At 40.8% G+C, this 23,055-nt stretch carries 3 protein-coding genes; 2 read left to right on the forward strand and 1 reads right to left on the reverse strand.

The window, feature by feature from the left end:
• Nucleotides 1-213: 213 nt before the first annotated feature.
• Nucleotides 214-13,260 (reverse strand): BspA family leucine-rich repeat surface protein, encoded by a 13,047-nt coding sequence (locus MS2017_RS11595; RefSeq protein WP_122950931.1) that lies wholly within the window; start codon nt 13,258-13,260, stop codon nt 214-216.
• 1,155 nt (nt 13,261-14,415) lie between these two features.
• Here MS2017_RS11595 and MS2017_RS00685 point away from each other — a divergent pair.
• The gene (locus MS2017_RS00685; protein WP_122950932.1) at nt 14,416-15,438 is read left to right on the forward strand and encodes a hypothetical protein; all 1,023 of its coding nucleotides are present in this window, start codon (nt 14,416-14,418) and stop codon (nt 15,436-15,438) included.
• Between the two features lie 216 nt (nt 15,439-15,654).
• On the forward strand, nt 15,655-23,040 hold the full coding sequence (locus tag MS2017_RS00690) for an FISUMP domain-containing protein (protein WP_164707554.1): 7,386 nt from the start codon (nt 15,655-15,657) through the stop codon (nt 23,038-23,040).
• Nucleotides 23,041-23,055 lie beyond the last annotated feature (15 nt).

A 23,055-nucleotide genomic window follows, 5' to 3' on the forward strand; every position in this document is an offset into this window, starting at 1 on the left:
GTTTCACCAAGGTTTGAAAAGTATTGACGAAAAAACGATGGATAAAACATTAATTTTCTGCCCCATTAAAAAAGAGTTTCAGCCAATTTTCATTGCCTTTTACCCAAGGTAGTTTTTATTGTTTACCGAGGACAATGAACAAAGCGCAATATTTTTATTGAACTTTGCCTTAAATCTACACTAGACACATTACAATAATAAGACTTATCTCCACTACTCAAGCACTAAGTTACCATAAGTCGCCATATTACTCACCAAATTAGGATGATAATCAACACCCTCTAAGGTGATGGTTATCAAGATATTCTCTGCTCCAGTGCCATCGTGGTCAATCGTTAGTCTGGTGAAAATGTTATCTGCAGTACTATCAGCAGCGGAGGCTGTTACAAAATCACTTAGATAAGAAGCAGAGCCATATCCTATCAATAAGTCACTCAGGTCGATAACATCTAAATCATATTTATCGCCTACAACAAAGTCTTTGATCCAGTCGTTACCTGCATTTGTAAAGCCGTAATCAAAAGTATCACTACCTCCACCACCGGTTAAGATGTCATTGCCAGCACCGCCAATCAAAATATCGTCTGTGGTGCCTCCATTTAGGTTGTCGTTACCTCCTAAGCCGTGTATGGTGGTTTTTGCGCTAGTGGTAAAGAGTGTGTCACTTTGAGTATTGCTGCCTTGTATTGTTTTACTGCCATCAAAACCATCAAAATCAACCTTTATTCTATTTACACTATCATAAGTGACAGCCTCAATAGTCCAGTTATAGGTGTCTATTAAATATTGTTTGGCAGTGGCATCAGTGTAGTTTGCAATATCCCACGCAACATCTCTCTGAATAGCAGCCTCTCCTGCGACGATATCAAGTTTTGCCCAGCCACGCAAAGTGTTATCCATATTGGCAGTAGTCATTGAGGTTGTAACAAACATACCTTCTGCATCTGTTAAACTCGAAATATCCCAACTGCCAAGGTTTTGATTAAAGGCGGTTGCCTCATAAAACATCCATCTCGCAGTAGCCAGTTTGCTAACATCCCAACTGTCAATGTCTTGGTTGAAGGAGACTGTACCTCTAAACATACTTTTAGCATTGGTCATTCTGCCAACATCCCAACTGCCAATGTCTTGATTAAAAGTGGTTGCCCCATAAAACATCGATTCTGCATTAATCATATTGCTAACATCCCACTTGCCAATGTTTTGGTTAAAGCTATATGCCTCATCAAATGCAGCAGATGCATTGCTTACATGGGACACATCCCAGTTCGTTAAATCGGCATCAACATCAACATCCTTCCCTAAATTGAAAAGGCTGGTTGTGTTTTTAGTAATGATAGTATTAGTATTACCAGCACTATCTGTAAAGGTATTTGCTGCAACTGTGATGGCGATATTACCATGTGTTCCGCCTAGACTTGGGGTTACCTTGATGGTGTATTGAGTTGCACTTACTCTGGTAAATGAACCTGGATTAATAGTGCCATTGACAATATCAATATCATCTACGGTAAATGATCCATATCCAATAGTTTCATTAAAATTAAATGTGATTATTTTATTAACGGCATGCCTGCCACCACTACCTGTAATCGTTAGGATCGGTTTGACAGTTCCAAGCACCAAGTTACCATTAACAACCATATCATCCAATAAATTAGCCCTATAAGCAATATTCCCTAAAATAATGGTTACTGGACTATTAAGTTCTCCAGCGCCATCATGGTCAATAGTCAATTTCGTGCTAGCATCATCAGCAGTTGCTGTTATAAAATCACTCAAATTAGAAGTAGATTCATACCCTATCAACAAGTCTTTAAGGTCAATAATATCTGCATCAGCATTTGTGTTTATGTCTCCTACAGTAAAGTCACCAATAAGGTCATTGCCTGCGTTTTCAAAGCCGTAATCAAAGGTATCTCTACCACCTTCACCAATTAAGGTGTCGTTGCCAGCACCGCCAACTAAGGTGTCATCTGTGGTACCGCCAATCAGTGTGTCGTTACCACCTAAGCCGTGTAGTGTGGTTTTTGTGCTAGTTGTAGCAAATGTGTTGGAGGTGGCAGTGCCCTGTATCGTCTTATTGCCATCAAAAGTGCCAATATTAATAGTCCAGTTATAGGTGTCTATTAAATATTGTCTGGCAGTGGCATCGGTGTAGTTTGCGATGCCCCACTCGACATTGCTTTGAATGGCAGTCTCTCCTGCGGTAGTATCAAGTTTTGCCCAGCCACGCAAAGTATTGTCCATATTAGTGACATTCATGTCCTCATTTTTAAGAAACATACGACCTGCATTTGTTAAACTTGAAATATCCCAACTGCCAAAGTTTTGATTCATAGTGTATACCCAATAGAACATTTCAAACATATTGACCACTTTGCTAACATCCCAACTGCTAAGGTCTCTATTGGTGTAGTGCGATTCATTAAACATTTGATGCATATTAACCACATTGCTAACATCCCAACTGCCAATATCTTGTCTAAGGGTATTACTATAAAATGCACTACTTGCATCTGTTACATGGGACATATCCCACATTGTTATATCAGTATTATCGTATGCAGGGTTATCCGGATCAGTCTCAAGATCAATCCACTTTGCTAAATAATTAATTCTAGTCTCATTCTTAGCAACAGCAGTATTAACATTACCAACAATATCCGCAAAAGCGCCTGCTGCAACCGTAATGGCAACATTAGAATGCTTTCCGCCTAGGTTTGGGGTTACTTTAATGGTGTATTGAGTTTCATTGATTTTGGTTAATGAGCCTGCATTAATTGTGCCGTTGATAATGTCAATATCATCTACGGTAAATGAGCCATCTTTGATGGCTTTACTAAAATTAAATGTGATTGTGTTGGCGGCGCTATCTTTGCCACCACTGCCGCTAATAAGTAGGGTTGGTCCGGCGGCATCAAGTACTAAGTTGCCGTTAGCAATCAAATCATTTAATAAGTGGGTGTTGTAAGTAATATTTTTTAAGGTAATGGTTACTGGGCTGTTAAGTGTGCCAGTGCCGTCATGGTCGATAGTCAACTTGGTGCCAACGGTGTTAGTGGTGGCAGCAGCGGTGACAAAGGCGTTTAGATTGGAAGTGGTGCTATATCCGATTAACAAATTGCTAAGGTCGATAACATCTGCGCTGGTGTTGGTATTTATATTGCCTACGGTAAAGTCGGTAATGGTGTCGTTGCCTGCGTTTTCAAAGCCGTAATCAAAGATGTCTCTGCCACCTGCACCGGTTAAGGTGTCGTCGCCTGAGCCACCGACTAAGGTGTCATTTGTGGTGCCGCCAATTAGTGTGTCGTTACCGCCTAAGCCGTGGAGTATAGTTTTTGTGCTGGTTGTGTTCAGTGTGTTGCTGGCAGCAGTGCCTTGTGTTGCTATGTAGCGGTCAAAACTGCCCATATTAATGGTCCAGTTGTAGGTGTCTATTAAATATTGTTTGGCGGTGGCATCGGTGTATTGTGCAATGCCCCAAATAACATTTCTTTGAATGGCGCTTTCCCCTGCACTGGTGTCAAGTTTTGCCCAGCCGCGTAAAATATTATCCATGTTGTCGATGCTGATTGCGGTGTCATCAAGCATCCACTCTGCGTATTCTAAATTTGAAATATCCCAGTTGCTAATGTTTTGGTTAAAGGCGCTTGCGGCATTAAACATCGCATGCATACTGATCACTTTGCTGACATCCCAGTTGCTAATGTTTTGGTTAAAGGTGCTTGCACCTCTAAACATCTGAAGCATACCGGTTATCTTGCTGACATCCCAATTGCCAATGTCTTGGTTAAAGCTGGTGTTAATGAATGCATTGCTGGCATTGTTGGCATGTGATACATCCAAATCTGTTAAGTTGTTACTATTGACATTAAGCCAATCTTTTAAATCGCTAATTTCAGTTGTATTTTTAGCAATGGCAGTATTGACATTACCTGCAAGGTCTTCAAAGGTGCCCGCTGCCACTGTGATGGCAACATTGGCATGCTGTCCGCTAGGGCTTGGGGTGACTGTCATGGTGTATTGGTTGGCACTGACTTTGGTCATTGAACCTGCGTTAATCACGCCATTGACAACACTAACATCATAGGCGGTAAATGAGCCGTCTTTGATGGCTTCATTAAAGTTAAATGTGATGGTGTTACTGGCAGTATCTCTACCGCCATTGCCTGTAATTATTAGAGCAGGTCCAATGGACTCAAGTATTAAGTTGCCATTGGCAGCCATATTATTCAACAAATTGGCGTTGTAGGCAACATTGGATAAAGTGATGGTAACGAGGGCATTAAGTGCTTCTGTGCCACCGTAGTTAATGGTTAGTTTGGTGCCAGTACCAGCGGCAGTGGCTGTTATAAAATCACTCAGATAAGAAGTGGATTTACATCCTATCAATAAGTCGCTAAGGTCGATAGTGTCTGCGTTGGCATTTGTCCTGATGTTTCCGACGGTAAAGTCGGTGATGGTGTCATTGCCTGCATTTTTAAAACCGTAATCAAAGGTGTCATTGCCATTGCCACCAGTTAAGGTGTCGTCGCCTGCACCACCGACTAAGGTGTCATCTGTGGTACCGCCAATTAGGATATCGTTACCGCCTAAGCCATGTAGTGTGGTTTTTATGCTGGTTGTGGTGAGTGTGTTGGCAGTGGCAGAGCCTTGTATTGTCTTGCTACCATCAAAAGTGCCAACTTTGATAGTCCAGTTGTAGGTGTTTATTAAATATTGTCTGGCAGTGGCATCGGTGTAGTTTGCAATGCTCCATACAACATTTCTTTGAATGGCAGTCTCTCCTGTAGCGCTATCAAGTCTTGCCCAACCACGCAAGGTGTTGTCCATATTGGCGCTGGTCATTGCTAGGGTATTGGTGAACATGTGATTTGCATTGGTTAAACTTGAGATGTCCCAGTTGCCAATGTCTTGATTAAAGGCGTATGCGTCAAAAAACATTCTATACATACTGGATACTTTGCCAGTGTCCCAATTGCCAATGTCTTTATTAAAGACACTGGCGCTTAAAAACATCTCAGACATATGGGCTACTTGGTCAACTTGCCAATTGCCAATGTCTTGGTTAAAGGCGCTTGCATAGGCAAACATCTTGTACATATTAGTTGCGCTACCCATTTGCCATTTGCCAATGTTTTGGTCAAAGGTGGTGGCTCTATAAAATGCATAACTTGCATCGCTTGCATAAGACACATCCCAATGCGTTAAATCCACATCAGAACTGCTACTATTAATGTTAAACCAATTTTTTAAATTGCTAATTGTGGTTGTGTTGCTAGTAAGGGTGGCATTGGTATTACCTGCAATATCTGCAAAGGTGTTTGCACCAACTATGATGGCAACATTGGCGTGTTCTCCTCCTAGGCTTGGGATTGCGATAACGCTGTATTGGGTTGCACTTATTTTGGTAAATGAGTTTGCATTGAGGGTGCCATTTATAATGTCAATATCACCAATGGTAAATGATCCGTCTTTGATGGCTTCGCTAAAATTAAAGGTGATGGTGTTGGAGGTGTATTTGCCACTACTGCCTGTAATCGTTAGAGTGGGTCGAATGCTTTCAAAGATTAAGTTGCCATTGGCAACCATATTGTTTAACAAATCGGTGTTATATTCAATACCCTCTAAGGTAATGGTTACCAAGATATCCTCTGCTCCAGTGCCGTCATGGTCAATCACCAGTCTGGTGAAAATATCATTTGCAGTACTATTAGCAGCGGAGGCGGTTACAAAATCACTTAGATTGGAAGTGGCACTATACCCTATCAATAAGTCTTTAAGGTCTATAACATCTGCATTGTCGCTTGTTCCCATGGTGAAGTCTTTGATCCAGTCGTTACCTGCATTTGTAAAGCCGTAATCAAAGGTGTCATTGCCAGCACCACCCGTTAAGATGTCATTGCCAGCACCGCCAATCAAAATATCGTTTGTGGCACCTCCATTTAGGTTGTCGTTACCTCCTAAGCCGTGTATGGTGGTTTTTGCGCTAGTGGTAGAGAGCGTGTCATTTTGAGTATTGCTGCCTTGTATCGTCTTTTTGTCATCAAAGGTGTCAGCATTAATATTCCAGTTATAGGTGTCTATTAAATATTGTCTGGCAGTGGCATCGGTGTAGTCTGCAATGCCCCATACAACATTGTTCTGAAGGGCGGTTTCTCCTGCGGCGGTATCAAGCCTTGCCCAGCCACGCAAGGTGTTATCCATATTGGCAACTGTTATGGCACTGTGCTTAAACATATCTTGTCCGTTGGTTAAACTTGAAACATCCCAACTGCCAAGGTCTTGGTTAAAGGTGCTTTTGAAGGCAAACATTCTGTACATACTGGTTACACTGCTAACATTCCAAAAGCCGATGTCTTGGTTAAAGGCAGTGGCGTTTTCAAACATTCGATTCATATTGACTACATTGCCAACATTCCAATTACCGATGTCTTGGTTAAAAGATGTGGCATTGAGGAACATACTTTGCATATTGACTACATTGCCAACATTCCAATGTCCGATGTCTTGTTTAAAGGTGGTGGCATTAAAAAATGCTTGTATTGCACTGCCTGCATGGGACACATCCCAATTTGTTAAATCAACATCAAAGCCGTTGCCATCAATATCAATGTGATTGCTTAGTTGAAAAAGTTTGGTGGTGTTTTTAGCAGTGATATTAGTATTGCCAGCCAAATCTACCAAAGTGTTGGCTGCAATTGTGATGGCAATATTGTCATGTTGCCCCCCTAGGCTTGGGGTAACGATAATGCTGTATTGGGTTGCGCTTATTTTGGTTAATGAATCTGGGGTAATAATACCATTGACAATGATGATGTCATCTATGGTAAATGACCCATCTTGAATGGCTTCACTAAAATTAAAAGTGACTTCACTGCCGCCAGTACCGCCACTACCTATGATTGTTAGTGTGGGTGCTTGTGTGTCAATGTGAATTTCATTGTTGCTGGTATCGGTGATTTTGTTGCCTGCTGCATCGGTTATGGTGGCAACTACACTGTAGTCGCCATCAGTGAGTGCTGTTAAAGTGCCACTGATTGGGTTGATGTTCAAATCAACACGCCAAACACCATTACTATTTGGAACGGCGTTGTAAGTTGCACCAGAGATGGTTACACTTAGGCTTTCACCGGTGGCAAGTGCGGCGTTGGTGCCCATTGTGCCTGTAATTATTGGCAAGGTGTTGTTGGTGATAAGTGTGTCAACTTGTGGTGCTACGGTGTTAACAACAAGGCCTATTGTGGTTCCTAGCAATTGAACAGCATCAATTTCATTAAAGACATCGGTGCTGTCGCCAACTGTTAAGCGAATGGTGTTTGATGAGTAGTCAAGTTTGTTGTTAAGTGAGATTTTTGTGTTGCTAACCTGACCTTCGACAACACCTGACATGATGCCCCCTGTTTCGGCGCCATTAGATTTGGCATAAACTATTACAAAGACACCTTCTCTCATTACCTCTACTTTACTAATGGTTCCTGCATTGTATGTTTCTCTAACGATAATATCTTTGATATAAACCGATTGGTCGTAGGTTAGGATGAGCGTGTTTGCTTTGGCTCTGTCACTGGTGTTTTCTGCCCATGCATTTTTATGTTCGGCCTGAGAATCGCCGACATTTAATCCAGTATCGGGTGCACCTTCTACTTTGTTGTCGCTATAAGAGTCTAGGCTCCATTGGCTACTGGCCACAGTTGTTTTGGCCCATTGCATACTATCATTTGTAATGGCAGGTGTTGTTAGTGAGGCGTTATAACCTATATTATTTTTAAGTGTGCCGCCTGCTAAGAGTAATGCATCAACGCCAGCGGTAATATTGCCAGTGGGGTTGCTGTCGCCAGAAACAATGGTGTAGTTGAAGACCAAAGTAGTGCTAGAGGGGCTTGAGGTGTAAGTAGCGGTTTTTTCTACACCGCCTATGTTAATCGTATAAGTAGGTGTGCCAGTTACCACAACGGCCTCATCCATCGTTAGGGTAACAACAATTTTATCGCCTATACCCAGTGTGCTTGTCTTGGCGGTGCCAGTGGCGTTTGTTGCGGTAATTACTACGGTGCTAACTGTAGGTACATTACTGTCAATGGTAATCTCATTGTGGCTGGTGTCATTGATGCTGTTGCCTACTAGGTTGGTTACAGTGGCAACCACGCTGTAGTTGCCATCAGTGAGTTGTATTAAGGTGCCGTTGGTGGCGGGTGTGCTTAAATCAATGTGCCAAATGCCTTGGTCATTTGGGATAGCACTATAAGTGGCACCAGAGATAGTCACACTTAGGCTTTCACCAGTGGCAAGTGCGGCGTTGGTGCCTGTTGTGCCTGTAATTATTGGTGTGGTGTTATTGGTAATGAGTGTGTTAACTGTTGGTGCTGTTGGAGGGGTGGTGTTTAGTGTAAAGGCTTGAGTGGCATCACTTGTATTGCCAGCAATATCTGTTACAACTACTTTCACTGAATAATTGCCATCTTTGTTGCTGGTGGTGATATAAGTGGTGTATTCTGCTGCTGTCATGGTAGCAAGTGGTGTTCCGTTGTTTTTGGTAACAATGTAGGTTAAGGTTGCATCGTTTGCTACATTGGTCACTGTTAATCTGCCATTGTTGGTAATGCCGTCGTTGTTTAAGCCAGTGTCTGTAAAGGTAAGTGTTGGCGCTGCTAGGGGTGTGGTGTCTAGGGTAAATGTTTTAGTAACATTGCTTGTATTGCCAGCAATATCTGTTGTGACTATTGTTACTGAATAGTTGCCGTCTTTATTGTCTCCAGTTATGTAGGTGTTATACTCTTCTGCTGTCATGGTAAGAGGGTCTTCATTGTTTTTGGTAACAAGGTAAGTAATGGTGTTGTCGTTTGATGCATTGGTAACGGATAATTTGCCATTCTTGGTAATGTTATCGTTGGCGAGTAGTCCGGTGTCTGTAAAGGTAAATACTGGTGTTTCTGGGGGAGTGGTGTCTAAGGTAAATGTTTTGGTTATGCTGCTTGTATTGCCAACAATGCTGGTTGCGACTATGGTTACCGAATAGTCACCGTCTCTATTGTTTTCAGCAATGTAAGTGTTATACGCTTCTATTGTCATGGCAACAGGATCTGCATCGTCTTTGGTAACAAGGTAAGTGATGCTGGTGTTGTTTGATGTATTGATAACAGGCAATTCACCATTTTTGGTAATACCATCGTCACTTGATGAACCCGTGTCTGTAAAGGCAAGTATGGGGGTTGCTGGAGGGGCGGTGTTTAAGGTAAAGGTTTTGGTAACTTGGCTGGTGTTGCCTACCGTGTCTGTTATAACCACTTCTACTGAATAGTCGCCGTCTTTGTTGCTTCCAGTAATGTAGGTGTCATATTCTTCTACTGTTAGGGTAATGGGGCTTTCGTTGTTTTTGGTAACAAGGTAAGTGACAGTGTCGTCGTTTGATGCATTGGTAACGGGTAATTTGCCATTGTTAGTAATGTTGTCGTCATTTAAACCTGTGTCTGTGAAGTTAAATGTTGGTGTTGCTGGAGCGACGGTATCAATTGTTACTGCTGCTGTTGTTACGCCTTGACCTGTAACACTGCTATTGTTGCTATTGTTGCCATTGTTGTTACTGTTGTTATTATTACCAGCAAGATTAACGGTTACTGTGTAACTGCCGTCATTAAGTTGTGAAGTCCAGGTGGCGTTATTGGCTAATGTCCAAGTGCTGTTATCGGCACTTGTAATGATATTTGGGAGGTTGGAGTCAAGTGTATAAGTAGAGTCTGTACCTTTTTGTTTGAAGACGATACTGGTAATGCTTAAGTTGGTTATTGTGCCAATGATATTAACTGTGCCACTTAAAGTGGCTGTTGCCAGTTCACTGCTGTTGATATAATTGTCATCGCCAATATTGTTCCAAGTCACTGAGGTGGATAAGCCGATATCTGTTGCCAATACTTTAACCACTTGTCTGGTCTCATTGCCTGCACTATCGGTGGCAACAATAGTAACATTGTGATTTTCTATTTGAGTTTGTTTTTCTTGATATTTTAATTCACCGGTATCGTGCTTAATCGTAAACTTGTTATTTTGATTGCCATCTAAAGTGTAAGTGACTGGAGTGTCGTCTGTTGCTACGGCTGTGTATATTATTTCTGAAATGGCTGTGTTTATTTCGACCTGAACCGTAGTTGTGCTGGTAAATACAGGACCTGTGGTGTCGACTATAATGGTTGCGGTGTTTTCAGCAATGCTTGAGACATTGCCAGCGATATCGGTTTGTTTAATCTGAATGGCATTCTTAGCGTAAGTGCCTTCATCTAGCGTAAAACTATGACCTGTGCCATCAATAAAGTTGGTGCCGCCATCAACAGAGTATTGCCAAGTGGCACCGGGTTCTAGTTTTTCAACGGTTATTGTGTTGTTATTGGTAATGCCATCATTATCTGATGAACCTGTATCTGTCAACTTAAAGATGGGTGTTGGAGAGTTGGTGTCTAAGGTAAATGTTTTGATTGCATTACTGGTATTGCCAACTGTATTTGTAACAACCACTAGCACAGAGTAATTGCCATCTTTATTGTCCCCAGTAATGTAGGCTATATATTCGGCTGCTGTCATGGTGGCCAGTGGCTCTTCGCTGTCTTTGGTAACAATGTAGGTTATGGTGTCGTCATCTGATACATCGGTAACAGTCAATTGGCCATTGTTGGTGATGTGATCGCTTGTTAATCCGCTGTCTTTTTGTAAAGTGACTATTGGCGAACTTGGGGGAGTGTGGCTTAATGTAAAGGTTAGTGTGTTACTGCGAATACTGATATTACCTGCGTTGTCTATGTCGGTAATAGCAAGTGTGTAAGTGGCTTCATCTGCATTTGCCATATAGGCAATATAGCTTTCTTCATTGGTAACATTGGTAACTTCGACATCGCCTTTTTTTAAGTGATAAGTGCGAGTGCCGTTTACTTCAAGAACTGAGATGGCAACTGCACCGTCTTTGGTGATATTGGGCGTGTTGTTTGTGCTATTCGTTAAAGCAACAGTAGGTTGGGTTGGGGCAATTGTGTCAATTGTTGTTGTTAAGGTGCCTGAGCCTTCAATTGTGGTACTGTCGCTATTGCCAGAGAGGTTAACGACAATGGTGTAATCGCCGTTAATCAGTTTTGAGGCCCAAGTGTCATCATGAGTTAAAGTCCAAGTGTTGTTGTTATCGACATTGGGGAGGTTGGTGTTGATTTCATGAACGGTATTGCCATTTTTTTTGAAGACAATGCTGGCAATGCTGATTGAGTCAACGGTACCAGTAACAAAAACTGTGCCGCTTAAAGTAACTGTTGTTAGGTCACTAGTGCCGATAATGTTGTCATTATTGCTAATATTGCCCCACACAATGGAAGTAGTCAAACCAATATCTTGTACTGAGACAGTAATAAGTTGTTCTGTGGTATTGCCTGCGTTATCGGTGGCAATAATGGTAGCCATATCGTTGTTATGTGCTGATGTTTGTAGGGTTTTGTAGGTTACTTTTCCAGTGTCGGCGTTGATCTTAAATTTACTGCTTGTTGCCTCTTTTAGGCTATAAGTAATGCCATTATCTGCATTGCCACCCTTTAGATTGATTGCTTGGGCGTCATAAACAGGGGTTGTAATGGGGGTGTTGGTGGCGATATTGATTATAGTGGGAAGTGATAGCTCAAATGTGGGGACTGTGGTGTCCACTGTGATGACCTTGGTGTTTGATAGGGTTACTTTTTTGTCAGCATCAGTTGCTGTTGCGATGATACTGACGGTTTTGCCTTCTATGGCAGTAATGTCGGCATTTGTTAAGGTGTAATGCCAAGTTGTGCCTGAGACACTTGTATTTTTGTCTCTGCCATTAATAGACAGTACAACAGTGCTGCCAGCTTTTACTGTGCCGGTGATGCTTGTGTTGTCTTTTTCAGAAAAGTTAATGACATCATCTGTAGCCACTGTTGCAATTACTGGCATAACCTCTATTGCCTGCAGGTTGTTAAAGTGGTCGTTGGGCACCATGTCATATCTTATATCTGCCATGGCCTCTGCCTTTCTGAGTTCCATTCTCATGTTATTATCGGCAATGTTGACCTTTGTAGTACTTGTGTTTGCATTGACAATGTCAATGGCATCAGCAATGTCTTTATTAATATCGCTGGTACTTATGGTGTTGTTGTGTTCTTTGGCATTTTTTTCAAAATAAGAAACAATGGCCAGTGCTTTGCCATAGGCATTACCAGCAACGACTTCTCCCTTGTTGTTGATAACGGTTTTAACCATTTCCGTGGTGACATCACCAAATATGTTAAAGACTTCTCCTACTTGGGCATTAATACTAGCAACAAGTTCTTCGGTAAGACTTGTTTCTTTGTCCATGATTTTGGCAGCAATATCGGTTAATGGTGTGATATTGACTTTTGTATTATTAGATTGAATGACAATAATTGCTTTTAAATCACTGTTTAAGTCTTCGGCAATACCTGAAGCTTCGCTTATATAATCTGCAGTGGTTGTGGTATCTGTTAATTCAAGGGTAACAATCGTACCTTGGCTATATAACTTGTTTAAGGTAATGGTAAATTTACCATTGTCGTCAACGACAAATTTTTCAGAAATGGCAGTTCCATCAACAAAAGCCTGAATCTTTAAACTGTTGCTAGTAACTAACCCCAGATTAACATCACCTGTAATGAGTGTTTTATTCTCATTATCGCCACCACCACTACCACCACTGCCACTACCGCTGTCGCTACCACTACCCACAACAACAGCCGCAATGGCAACAGCCGCAACTGCAGCTACGATTCCCATATTAGCAGTAATCATATCTTCAAATGAAGTAACAACATCCTTTGAACTTTGATTGTCATCTGCACTTACTGCACTAGATTCTGTAGCAATAATAGATTGTTCGCCATAAAAATACACAATTTGTGTACCGTCTTCTAAAGTGAAGAAAACATCGGCAACAATATAATAAAGTCCACCGTCTTCAGCAGGAAGAGAAACTAAGCAAGATAAATCAGTTGTGCAAACTTCAAAATAATTATCAAATATAATAACACTGTCTTCTAGCGTTACTTCTAAATCATCGCCGATTTTTTTGGCAATTAAGTTTAACTTGTTAGTGTTAAAGTCTTCGGTGTTTAATTGATAAACTGTACCTGCTTGGACTTGAATGTGTTGTTTACCTGGGGTGGTGGTGATGACTTCTTGGTTGAGTTGGGTGGCGATTTTTTGTGCTTTGGTTTGTAGTGTTGCAACTTGCTTTGGTGTTTCTACTTGCATGTTTCTTTCCTCTGGGTTTTTACTTTTTTACTTTTTTATATTGTTTAACTTAAATTAAATTTTCTTCTAAGGTTAGAGGAGGTTTAATTGGAAGCTTTGCGTGAGTGTGCTATACAAAGGCCTTGAACCATTATACACATAAATTTTGTAGCATTTACACAAAATCAAAATTCAAGAATAGAGCTGCCAACACCAACACCCCAAAATAATTTTCCTCATCCAAAAAAAATCATCTAAAAAAACTATCTTCCAGCCAAAAAATCATAAATTTTATCAACAATTACCCGGCTAACACCCCCATATATTTGTTTAAATATTTTTTTGATTGATTATCTTTGTCAATAACAATATCTTTGAAATTGACATATTTTTGCATTATTTTGACACATAGCCTTTGTTTTATTGTAAGTCCACTAGGTGCCTTTATTGGTAATTATCTCGGAGACATAAATATCAAAAGCAATGTTTTGTAATTGTGTAAAGTTGTCTTGTCAGTACAGTTTTATTGACTTCAGATGAGGCTCTGGTACCTTGATTACCTTTGCCTAAACGCTTAAGTTAAATAACCAATGCTTTATGGCGTTGGTATTTGTTGATTGGTAAGCGCTACTCACCTCCATGTTAAGGTGCTGACAAAGGCTGAGACTTTGAGTATACGATTATTATCAAGGTTTGAAAGTGTTGACAGTGGCACTGGACAAGTCCAATGGTGTTGATTGTATAGGTATAGTAAGTAGTCCAATACGAGAGGTTAAAAGTTCATTGATAAGTATTAAGTTTGCAGTTTAAAACTTTCATAAACACAGCAAGTCTTAGTTGCACATGAAAGGGAGGTGGTTATTTTTGTATATTTACTTGTTGAATGAAGTGGTTTTTTGGTTAAAACCATTATATCAACTAGGTTTTCTGCATTTTTAATTTTTATATTTGAATTAGGAGGTTATTTATAATTAACTAGTGTATAATTTTCAAACGAAAAATATATAATACGAACTACAGGTTATACCATTGGGTTTACCCTCTTTAAAAAAGAGGGTTTTTTTATATTTAAATTAAAATTTATTAAAGATAAACCCATAATGATTCGGTAGAGAACTCAATTATTATAGTTTGTAGTTGAGGAGAATGGTGAGAAGAGTGAGAACAGTGAGAACAGTGAGAACAGTAAAGTTAAGTATTTTGAGTTTGTTACTTTTTGGTAGTTTTAATGCGCAAGTTTTAGCCAGTGAATGTAGTCGTGAGACTAGTGAAGGAAATATTCCGCATTCTTTTTATGATGAGAATACGAATCCACCCTCCTGCACATGTATATCTGGGTATGGAGATAACGGAACCATTAAAAGAAACAAAGATGGTAAGTTTAGCGGGACATGCACCCTTGTCGAAGACCCCACAAGTTCATCGTCAGCCACATGGGCTGTTCCTGTTGCTGTAATGGCGATTGCAGGTGCTGGCGGTGCTGGCTATTACATTTATAGAACCAAAATAATGAGCGTAGAGAGTATAGAGAGCGTAGAGACTTCAGGTGCAAGAATTGATATGGATATGTTAGGAGAGACTTTTATGCGATCCATAAATGACGAAGACACTACCTACTTTAGAGCTGGAGATGTAGATGACATGGACTTAGAACTCCCCTCTGAAATTGACCAAATACACTCTGATTTAAGCTCTTCTGAATCCAGCCTAAACATGGTGGATGAGACTTACACACTGCCAAAATCCATAGACCAACTTCCAATTGAAACGCATGAAGTGACGATTCATAATGAACCCTCTTCTGGCGAGCTTCCATCTGATCCAATAGCACCCTCGCCTGGAAATGAGGCCAGTGGTGGTGACTATACATATGTCGAAATAGACGAAAATCATCAAGCAGAGTGGGATTTTCGACTTGAAAGTGATTCAGACGATGAAATAAGTTTAGATGGACTCAGCAATCAAGTGAAAGATGTCCAAGAAAATGTTCTTGAAGACGCTAGATTAGATGAAGTAAATGTCGAAGGAGAGGTAAGGGTAAATGTAGGAGATTATTTTGAAAATCAAACAATTTCCGATCCTGGTGCACCTAATCTTGGTGAAACAGATACTATTATCAGCGATCCCGCATACGAGGACATCAACAAATGGAACAAAGAAAAAACATTAGAAGACAGCGACCCAGAAGAGTGTGGCTAGCATCTCAAATTCAAAATAAGTAACCAAAGGCGTTATACTAAGTTACTCATCGAATTCAACACAACACATTAAACAAAAAATAACGCAAGTTTGATTAGGCTATTTATATTAAAAAAAAGCCTATTCTTTTTAAAATTACAATGTAATTTTAATTTTTTAACAAAGATAGTTTTACTAAACAAAGACAGTTTTACTATTTATAACAGAGATTTAATTATGCAAACAGTTAAAACACTAATTATCGGTTTATTTATTTATGGATTGTCAGGTATTGGTATATCAGCAAAATCATTAGAAAACCCGTTTTATTCTGATGTTGTAACATACCAACCTAATGTGCCAATATTTACCCCTTATGACCTTAACGACCCTGCTGAGTCAATGGTACCAACAGTCACTTCTGACAAACCTAGCAATCCTGTTGACAATTCAACACCAAGCAACTTTGTACCAATACCAATAGCCACCCCTTATAGCGCTAACCCCTCTATTGAATCCACACCAGGAAATACCTCTCCCACATCAGAACTAATATCAGCACCAACACAGACACCAATACAGATACCAACACCAACACCTGCACCAGCACCAGTGCCAACACCAGGCGACACCACTGATACTGATACCGACGCACTTTCTAGAATTATGTCTGAGATGTTTGTGTCCAATATGTTTAAAAACCATGACATATATACAGAATTCCTTGGACATCTACACACATCGTTATCACTTAACGACAACTTCAAAACACTTGACGATTTTTTAAACACAAGGTGTTATGATAAATGTGACACACAATCAATTTTTGCCGTACTTGAAAAATTAAGAGTTAGAAACTTGTTCTTTTGGATTGGAAAATACCACACCAATTTAAAATTTAACGACAAAGGTCAAACATTCACAGTTTTTATAACAAACGGCGCCAAAGTTAATAACGGCAAAGTCGAAGATGGCTCTGTCTTTATAAACAATATCCCCATTTATAATGCCACATTTATAAACAGACAACTAACTTGGGACTACAACCCCAACTTAATACAATCTAATAAATCTAAAGGCAACCTTACCTTCTCTGATTTTTTCCTTGAAGATTCTTACATAGGCCACAGTTTTCTTGGCACACTGATGGTTAACAGCAAAATCACAGGAAAGGAAGAAACCCATAAATTCATAGGTTTCTCTCATGTTCGCACACCCACCAAATTATCAGCAAAGAAAAAAGGTCACTCAAAAAATGACTCAAGCAACAACTCAGGTGGCACCTCAGGAACAGACAACGCCTCAGGAAGTGGAACAGGCAACGCCTCAAACGACCCAGGCATCTCAGACAATAACCCAGAACACGACTCCGACTTTGGCCCAGGCATTAACTACCGTCCAAAACCAATGGGCGTTGGCGCAATTGACTACAAAACCCACATTTTCGGCTCACAAGTATGGACCGTTGAAAACATGCGTCATTTCCCAGACGGACGCATGACAGGTGTGTCACTTGGCAGCAGCGATGATGTCAAATATTATGAATGGTCTGCCGCCATGAACGCAGAACACAAAGAAGAATCACGAGGCATTTGTGCCTCAGGCTGGCATATTCCAACAGATGCAGATTGGAAAAAACTAGAAGGCTACCTCCAAATGAGTAAAGCCAATCAAGATAAAGACAACGCTTATCGTGGCAAGGATCAAGCCAGCATGCTTCACCAAGGTCGTTTTAACGCTGAATTATTAGGATTTTTCCAAAGTAACAACCTAAAGGAAGAAGGCAACAAAGCTTACTTCACCAGTTCCACCAAATCCACCAAGGCAGGAAACTTTACAGGTCGTAAAATCTCCACTGTGCCTGTATCCGCTACGCGTTTTATATTAATCAGACAAGTTACTTTTAGCGAAATGGCAATAGGCGAAGTAGAAGTAATGTACCAAGGCAAAAACATTGCACTCCATAAAAAAACGACCGCCTATGAAAGTAGCCCCTTACCTTCCAAACCCTCCGCCCTTTCCAAATTCTTCTCTCCCACCCCAAGCAAGACAAATGTTGCCACTGGTGGTAACAAAGATTCCCAGAATGACAAGATAGGTCCCGCACCTTTCGTTCGAGCAAATGTAGATGCCATCGTTGATGGCAAAGTAAGCACCGGCTTCTTAGGTAACACTTACTCAAATGACGGATGGATAGCCATTGACCTAGGTGCAGAATACAAAATTGACAGCATTAAAATTAAAGATTTAATCCGTAATTCCAAGCGCATTTCAGCCAAAGAATTAGCCATCTTTACTTCTAAAAAAGCAATAAGCACTCAAAAAACATTACAAGAACTTAGAGTTGACCCTGAAGTTAGCAGTGTTGGAATCAGCATCATGAGACCTTCAACCGACCCTGATCATAATTTTATCATCGCCGACACAACACTAGATTTGTGGCGTGGTGATATAGACAACAGCATTGGCTCCAGTGTACGCTGTGTTCAAGACGACACCACACCAGCCTTAGTTGCCACTAGCACTGAAAACAATCTTCAAATTGGCAGACCCATGAAATCCCCCATTCGAGTTTTTAATCTTGCATCAGGCTTAATTAACAGCTGGTCAATCAAACCCGCACTTAACAATGGCTTAGCATTTGACATTAAAACAGGCACAATCTCAGGCACTCCTAACAAACTTCAAAACAGAACAAAATATGAAGTTACCGCCACCAATGACAAAGGCGCAAGCCCTATTGCCGTGTATATTACAATTTCACCAATATTTGTAAATAGCATTGAAGTATCAGGCAAGAGTGTTCTAAAAATCGGCGAATCCATCCAACTTAGTGCCACTATCAGCCCTAGCGATGCCAGCAATAAAACCCTTTCATGGTTGGTAGATAAAGCAGCAAGTATTGACAGTAAAACAGGTAAAGTAACTGGCCTTAAAGAAGGTATTGCCAGTATCAGAGCTGTTTCTAATAGCGGCCTTGTAGTCGGCAGATTCGAAATACTGGTTGTCAATTCACGAACCGTTACTATCAATAAAAAACCTTATAAAATTATTTTATCCGAAGCAACAGGAAAAGCTTGGCTAGACAGAAACTTAGGTGCATCTCGAACTTGTAAAACCCTCAAGGACGCTAGTTGCTATGGTAATTTATACCAATGGGGCAGAGGCAACGATGGCCACCAGCTTAAAACATATGTGAAAAAAACCGCGATTTTAGCAAGTAGCATTACACCAAATCATGGCAATTTTATAATGAACAGCGCCACGGACACTAATTCAAACGGCCAAATGACAGCCAACACTGAGGGAGGAGACAACAATTCAATCATTATTGTTACCAGCCCAAGCAACGACTGGACAGCAGCAGGCGTTGACGAATCAGGTGACAAAAGAATAGCAGCTTGGAGCAAAACTGGCGTTAACAACATTTGCCCAGCAGGCTTTAAAGTACCAACTTCCGATGAGTTAAAAGCTGAAACTGAAGCCAGCACCGCAGCCGGAAAAACAGGCGTAAACACTTTATTAAAATTACCATTAAGTGGCAATCGCAACACCAAAGGTAAATTAAAGAATCTTGGACAAAAAGGCTTTTATTGGACCAAAAGCATTGTCAATCCAGCACCTGGCAAATATTTGGTCGATAGCCTTGAACTTGATGACAGCGGCAACACCTCCTTTTTAGGAAAAGATCGCGTTCAAGGTTTTAGTGTGCGTTGCATAAAAGACATTGATTCTAGCGCCCCCATTATTCTCCCTAGTACCAATCAGCTAAACACCCAAATTGGCGAAAACATTACCCCAATTACCTTCGCTAATTTTGGCACCGATGTTACTCAATGGTCTATCAGTCCAATGTTTTACAATGGCCTATCTTTTGACAGCCATACCGGCACAATTTCAGGCAAACCAAATAAAGTAACACCAAAAGCCTACTATAGCATTACTGCCACTAACGACTTTGGCACAGACACTGTAACAGTTGGCATTACCATAAACTCTGTTGAGGTACCCGTTACCAATATTCAACTGAGTCACAACACCATGCAAGTCGCAGGCAAGAATGTTCTTAGAGTAGGAGAAACCGTCCAACTTAATGCTGAAATTACCCCTAATAACGCCACCATCAAAGATGTCTTATGGAAAGTAAAATCTGATCATGCAATCATTTCTGGATCACATGGCGTTGCGACACTTACAGGTATTAGCACAGGTATGGCAGAAGTTTATGCCACTTCTCTAGATGGAGAATATGTGGTTGCCAAACTCACTATCCATGTTATTAACACTGTATTTAAAGGAAAAATCTACAACACAGTTGTCTCGCCAAAAACCAAACGAGTTTGGCTAGATAGAAATCTAGGCGCAAATCAAGTTTGTGTCGATAACAACAGCAGTGAATGTTATGGTGGTTTGTATCAATTTGGACGATCTACAGATGGACACCAACGACGCATAAACACAAACATGAAGCGCAAACAAGCAGACTCCATCCAACCGAGTGGAAATACATTCTACACCAATCAAAATCAAATTACATCTTTGACTTATGAAACAGACCCGTACAACATAACAGTTCTAGAGATGCAAAGGCTCAATTATGATGACAAAATACATGCATCACAAAAATATGATTGGACAGTAGCCGACACAGAAGGTTCTTCTCGCATTAAATTCTGGTCCAACAATAAAAACGGCATTTGCCCAGCTGGTTTCGAAGTGCCCAGCATAGACGAACTAAAAGCTGAAATGGGATATTTCTCAGCATCCAGCAGCACCACAGCACTCCAAGGTTTCTTAAAATTACCAGCAGCAGGTAAACGCCGATTGTATGATGGCGCCATAAAAAGCGAAGGTATTGAAGGATATTACTGGAGTAAAACACCCCTTCAATCTCACCACACACAAAGTTTGGTTTTCTCTCCAGCCAGCATGAAGGTATACAATGATTTCAGCGAGGATCCAAATTACTACATGGATAGGCAAAACCTAGGTAACGAAAGCCCTATTGAAGGATTCTTTGCTGATGTTGGTAATTTCTTTACTGGCAACTCATCCCCTATCATTAATAAATCAGTCACAGGAAAATCCCCCGTCAGAACACACACAGCCAACGCCAATGGTTACAGTGTTCGCTGTATAAAAAGTGAAGTAATGACGGCTGGTGGCATTAACTATAGTGCTGTCAAAATTGCCGGTCAAGTATGGACAATCAATACCATGCGTCATGGCGATGGCACGACCCCTAGCTACAGTAGCGCAAAAGCTGGATTAACAGGAAAAGTATATAAATACGGTGCTGCTGTAAACTATTCAGAAGAAAGCAACACACAAGGAATTTGCGCATCAGGTTGGCATATCCCAAGTAAAAAAGATTGGAACACCTTAAAAGAATACATAAGTGCCAGTCATGACAAAATGGCCTCCTCTTTATTTCCTGGCGTGGAAGCAGGTGTACTTAAACAAGGAAACCATATTATATTAGAAGAAGGCAACAAGCATTTCTTCCTATGGTCTTCTGGCTATCAAAAATCAATGATAAATGTAAAAAATGCCCAAGTGCGTTGCATAAAAGATGTAGAAGCAATGGAAGTAGGCGGCATTCAATACAAAACCGTTAAAATTGGCGCCCAAGTATGGACAGCTGAAAATATGCGCCATATTAGTGGCAGCACCAATGGCGTGCATTCCCATAATAACGACGCAAGTAACGACAAAATATACGGAAAATACTACACTTGGCATGCCGCCATGAAAGGCACCATTAAAGAGGGCGCACAAGGAATTTGCGCATTAGGCTGGCACATCCCAACAGCTCGTGATTGGAGAATATTGCAAGAGTATCTAGGTGTAAATGTTGCTGAATTAAATTCAAACAAAGCATCATGGCGCGGTACCGATCAAGGCAAACAACTCAAAGTAGGCGGTGCCAGTGGATTTGGCGCAATTATGACAGGCATCATCAACAATGGCACTGTACAGTTATTCAGCAAGACCATCAAACAAACCTATTTTTGGTCCTCCAGCCAAAAGTCCTCTGATACCAGCACATCTTGGAAACTGGCATTAGACCTCTCAAAATCTGAAGTCTATTACGGAACTGCTTATAAAAATAGCGGTGCCAGCGTGCGTTGCATCAAGAATAGCGAAGCCGAAATGGAAACAGGTGGCATTACCTACAAAACCATCAAGATTGGCGACCAAATATGGACAGCAGAAAATATGCGCCACGGCACCAACAGTGCAGAAAATGGCATTTATTCTTATGACGACAAACCAAGTAATGATAAATTATATGGCAAAATCTACACATGGTCTGCCGCCATGAAAGGCGCCACTGTAGAAGGCTCACAAGGAATTTGTGCAAAAAATTGGCGCATTGCAACAGACAATGACTGGAAAAAATTAGAAAGTTATTTAGGTATGAGCAAAGAATTCACCAACGCAGAAAACGCTTGGCGTGGCACCGACCAAGGCGCCCAACTCAAAGAGAGTAGCGGCATTGGCTTTAGTTCCCTTCTCCGAGAAGGCGACGGTCCTTTCGGTGTCTCCGCCCTAGTAGCATCCATGTGGACCTCAACATCAGCCAGCGATTCTAGTACCGCTTATTCAAGAACATTAGAAGGTGGAAAAGGCCAAATTTATAGAGGCGCTAATTCCAAAATTTTCCCTCTTGGTGTGCGCTGCATAAAACAACAAGCAATGATAGACACCAATGTGGCTTTGCATCAACTAACCACACAATCTTCTTTCCGCAATAATTCTCACAAGGCTATTGATGGCATAACTCACGGTGACTACTTCAAAGCAGGTGCCGGTACCAGCCATACTGACTCAGAAAAAAATCCTTGGTGGATGGTAGACTTAGGCAAAGAGTATCTTATTGACAAAATCAATATCTTCAATCGAACCGACTGCTGTAAAGACAGATTGGATAATTATCGAGTTGCCATCTCTAACAACCCCGGCATTCATGAACCTAGTTATACACATGATTTCCATGGCTCTCCCGATCCCAAGAAAACAATTGATTTATCCAGACATCATGCAAAAGGTCGTTATGTCAGAATTACACTCCTTGGAGACAACAAACGCGTTTTATCCTTAGCAGAAGTTCAAGTTATGGTGAAAGAAAATATTTTCACCATCACCGAAGATGCAAAGAAAGCATTGTCAGCAAGATCAATAAATATGGCATTGAACAAACACACAGCACAGTCTGCCTTTGGATTGTCTGCTAGCAAACGAGCTGTTGATGGCGACACCAATGGTGACTATTTCCATGGCAGTATCTCCGTAACTGGATCTAGTACACATAACACTTGGTGGTATGTTGATTTAGGGGAGCAAGTGCATATTGAAAAAATCAATATCTTCAATCGAACCGACTGCTGTAAAGGCAGGCTGAAAGCTTATAGAGTTACTGTTTCCGATGATGAAGACTTCCTACAGATTAAGTATATAAACGAGTTCCACACTGCTCCTGATCAAAAAGCAACCATTGACTTATCTGAATATAAGGTAATCGGTCGTTATGTTAGAATTGAGTCAATTAAACTTGTTGGCGAAGAATCATTTTTATCTTTAGCAGAGGTTCAAGTGATGGGCGTTCCCGCTCCCGATTAGAAAACGGGTAATATT

The organism is Bathymodiolus thermophilus thioautotrophic gill symbiont, assembly GCF_003711265.1.
Taxonomy (GTDB): domain Bacteria; phylum Pseudomonadota; class Gammaproteobacteria; order PS1; family Pseudothioglobaceae; genus Thiodubiliella.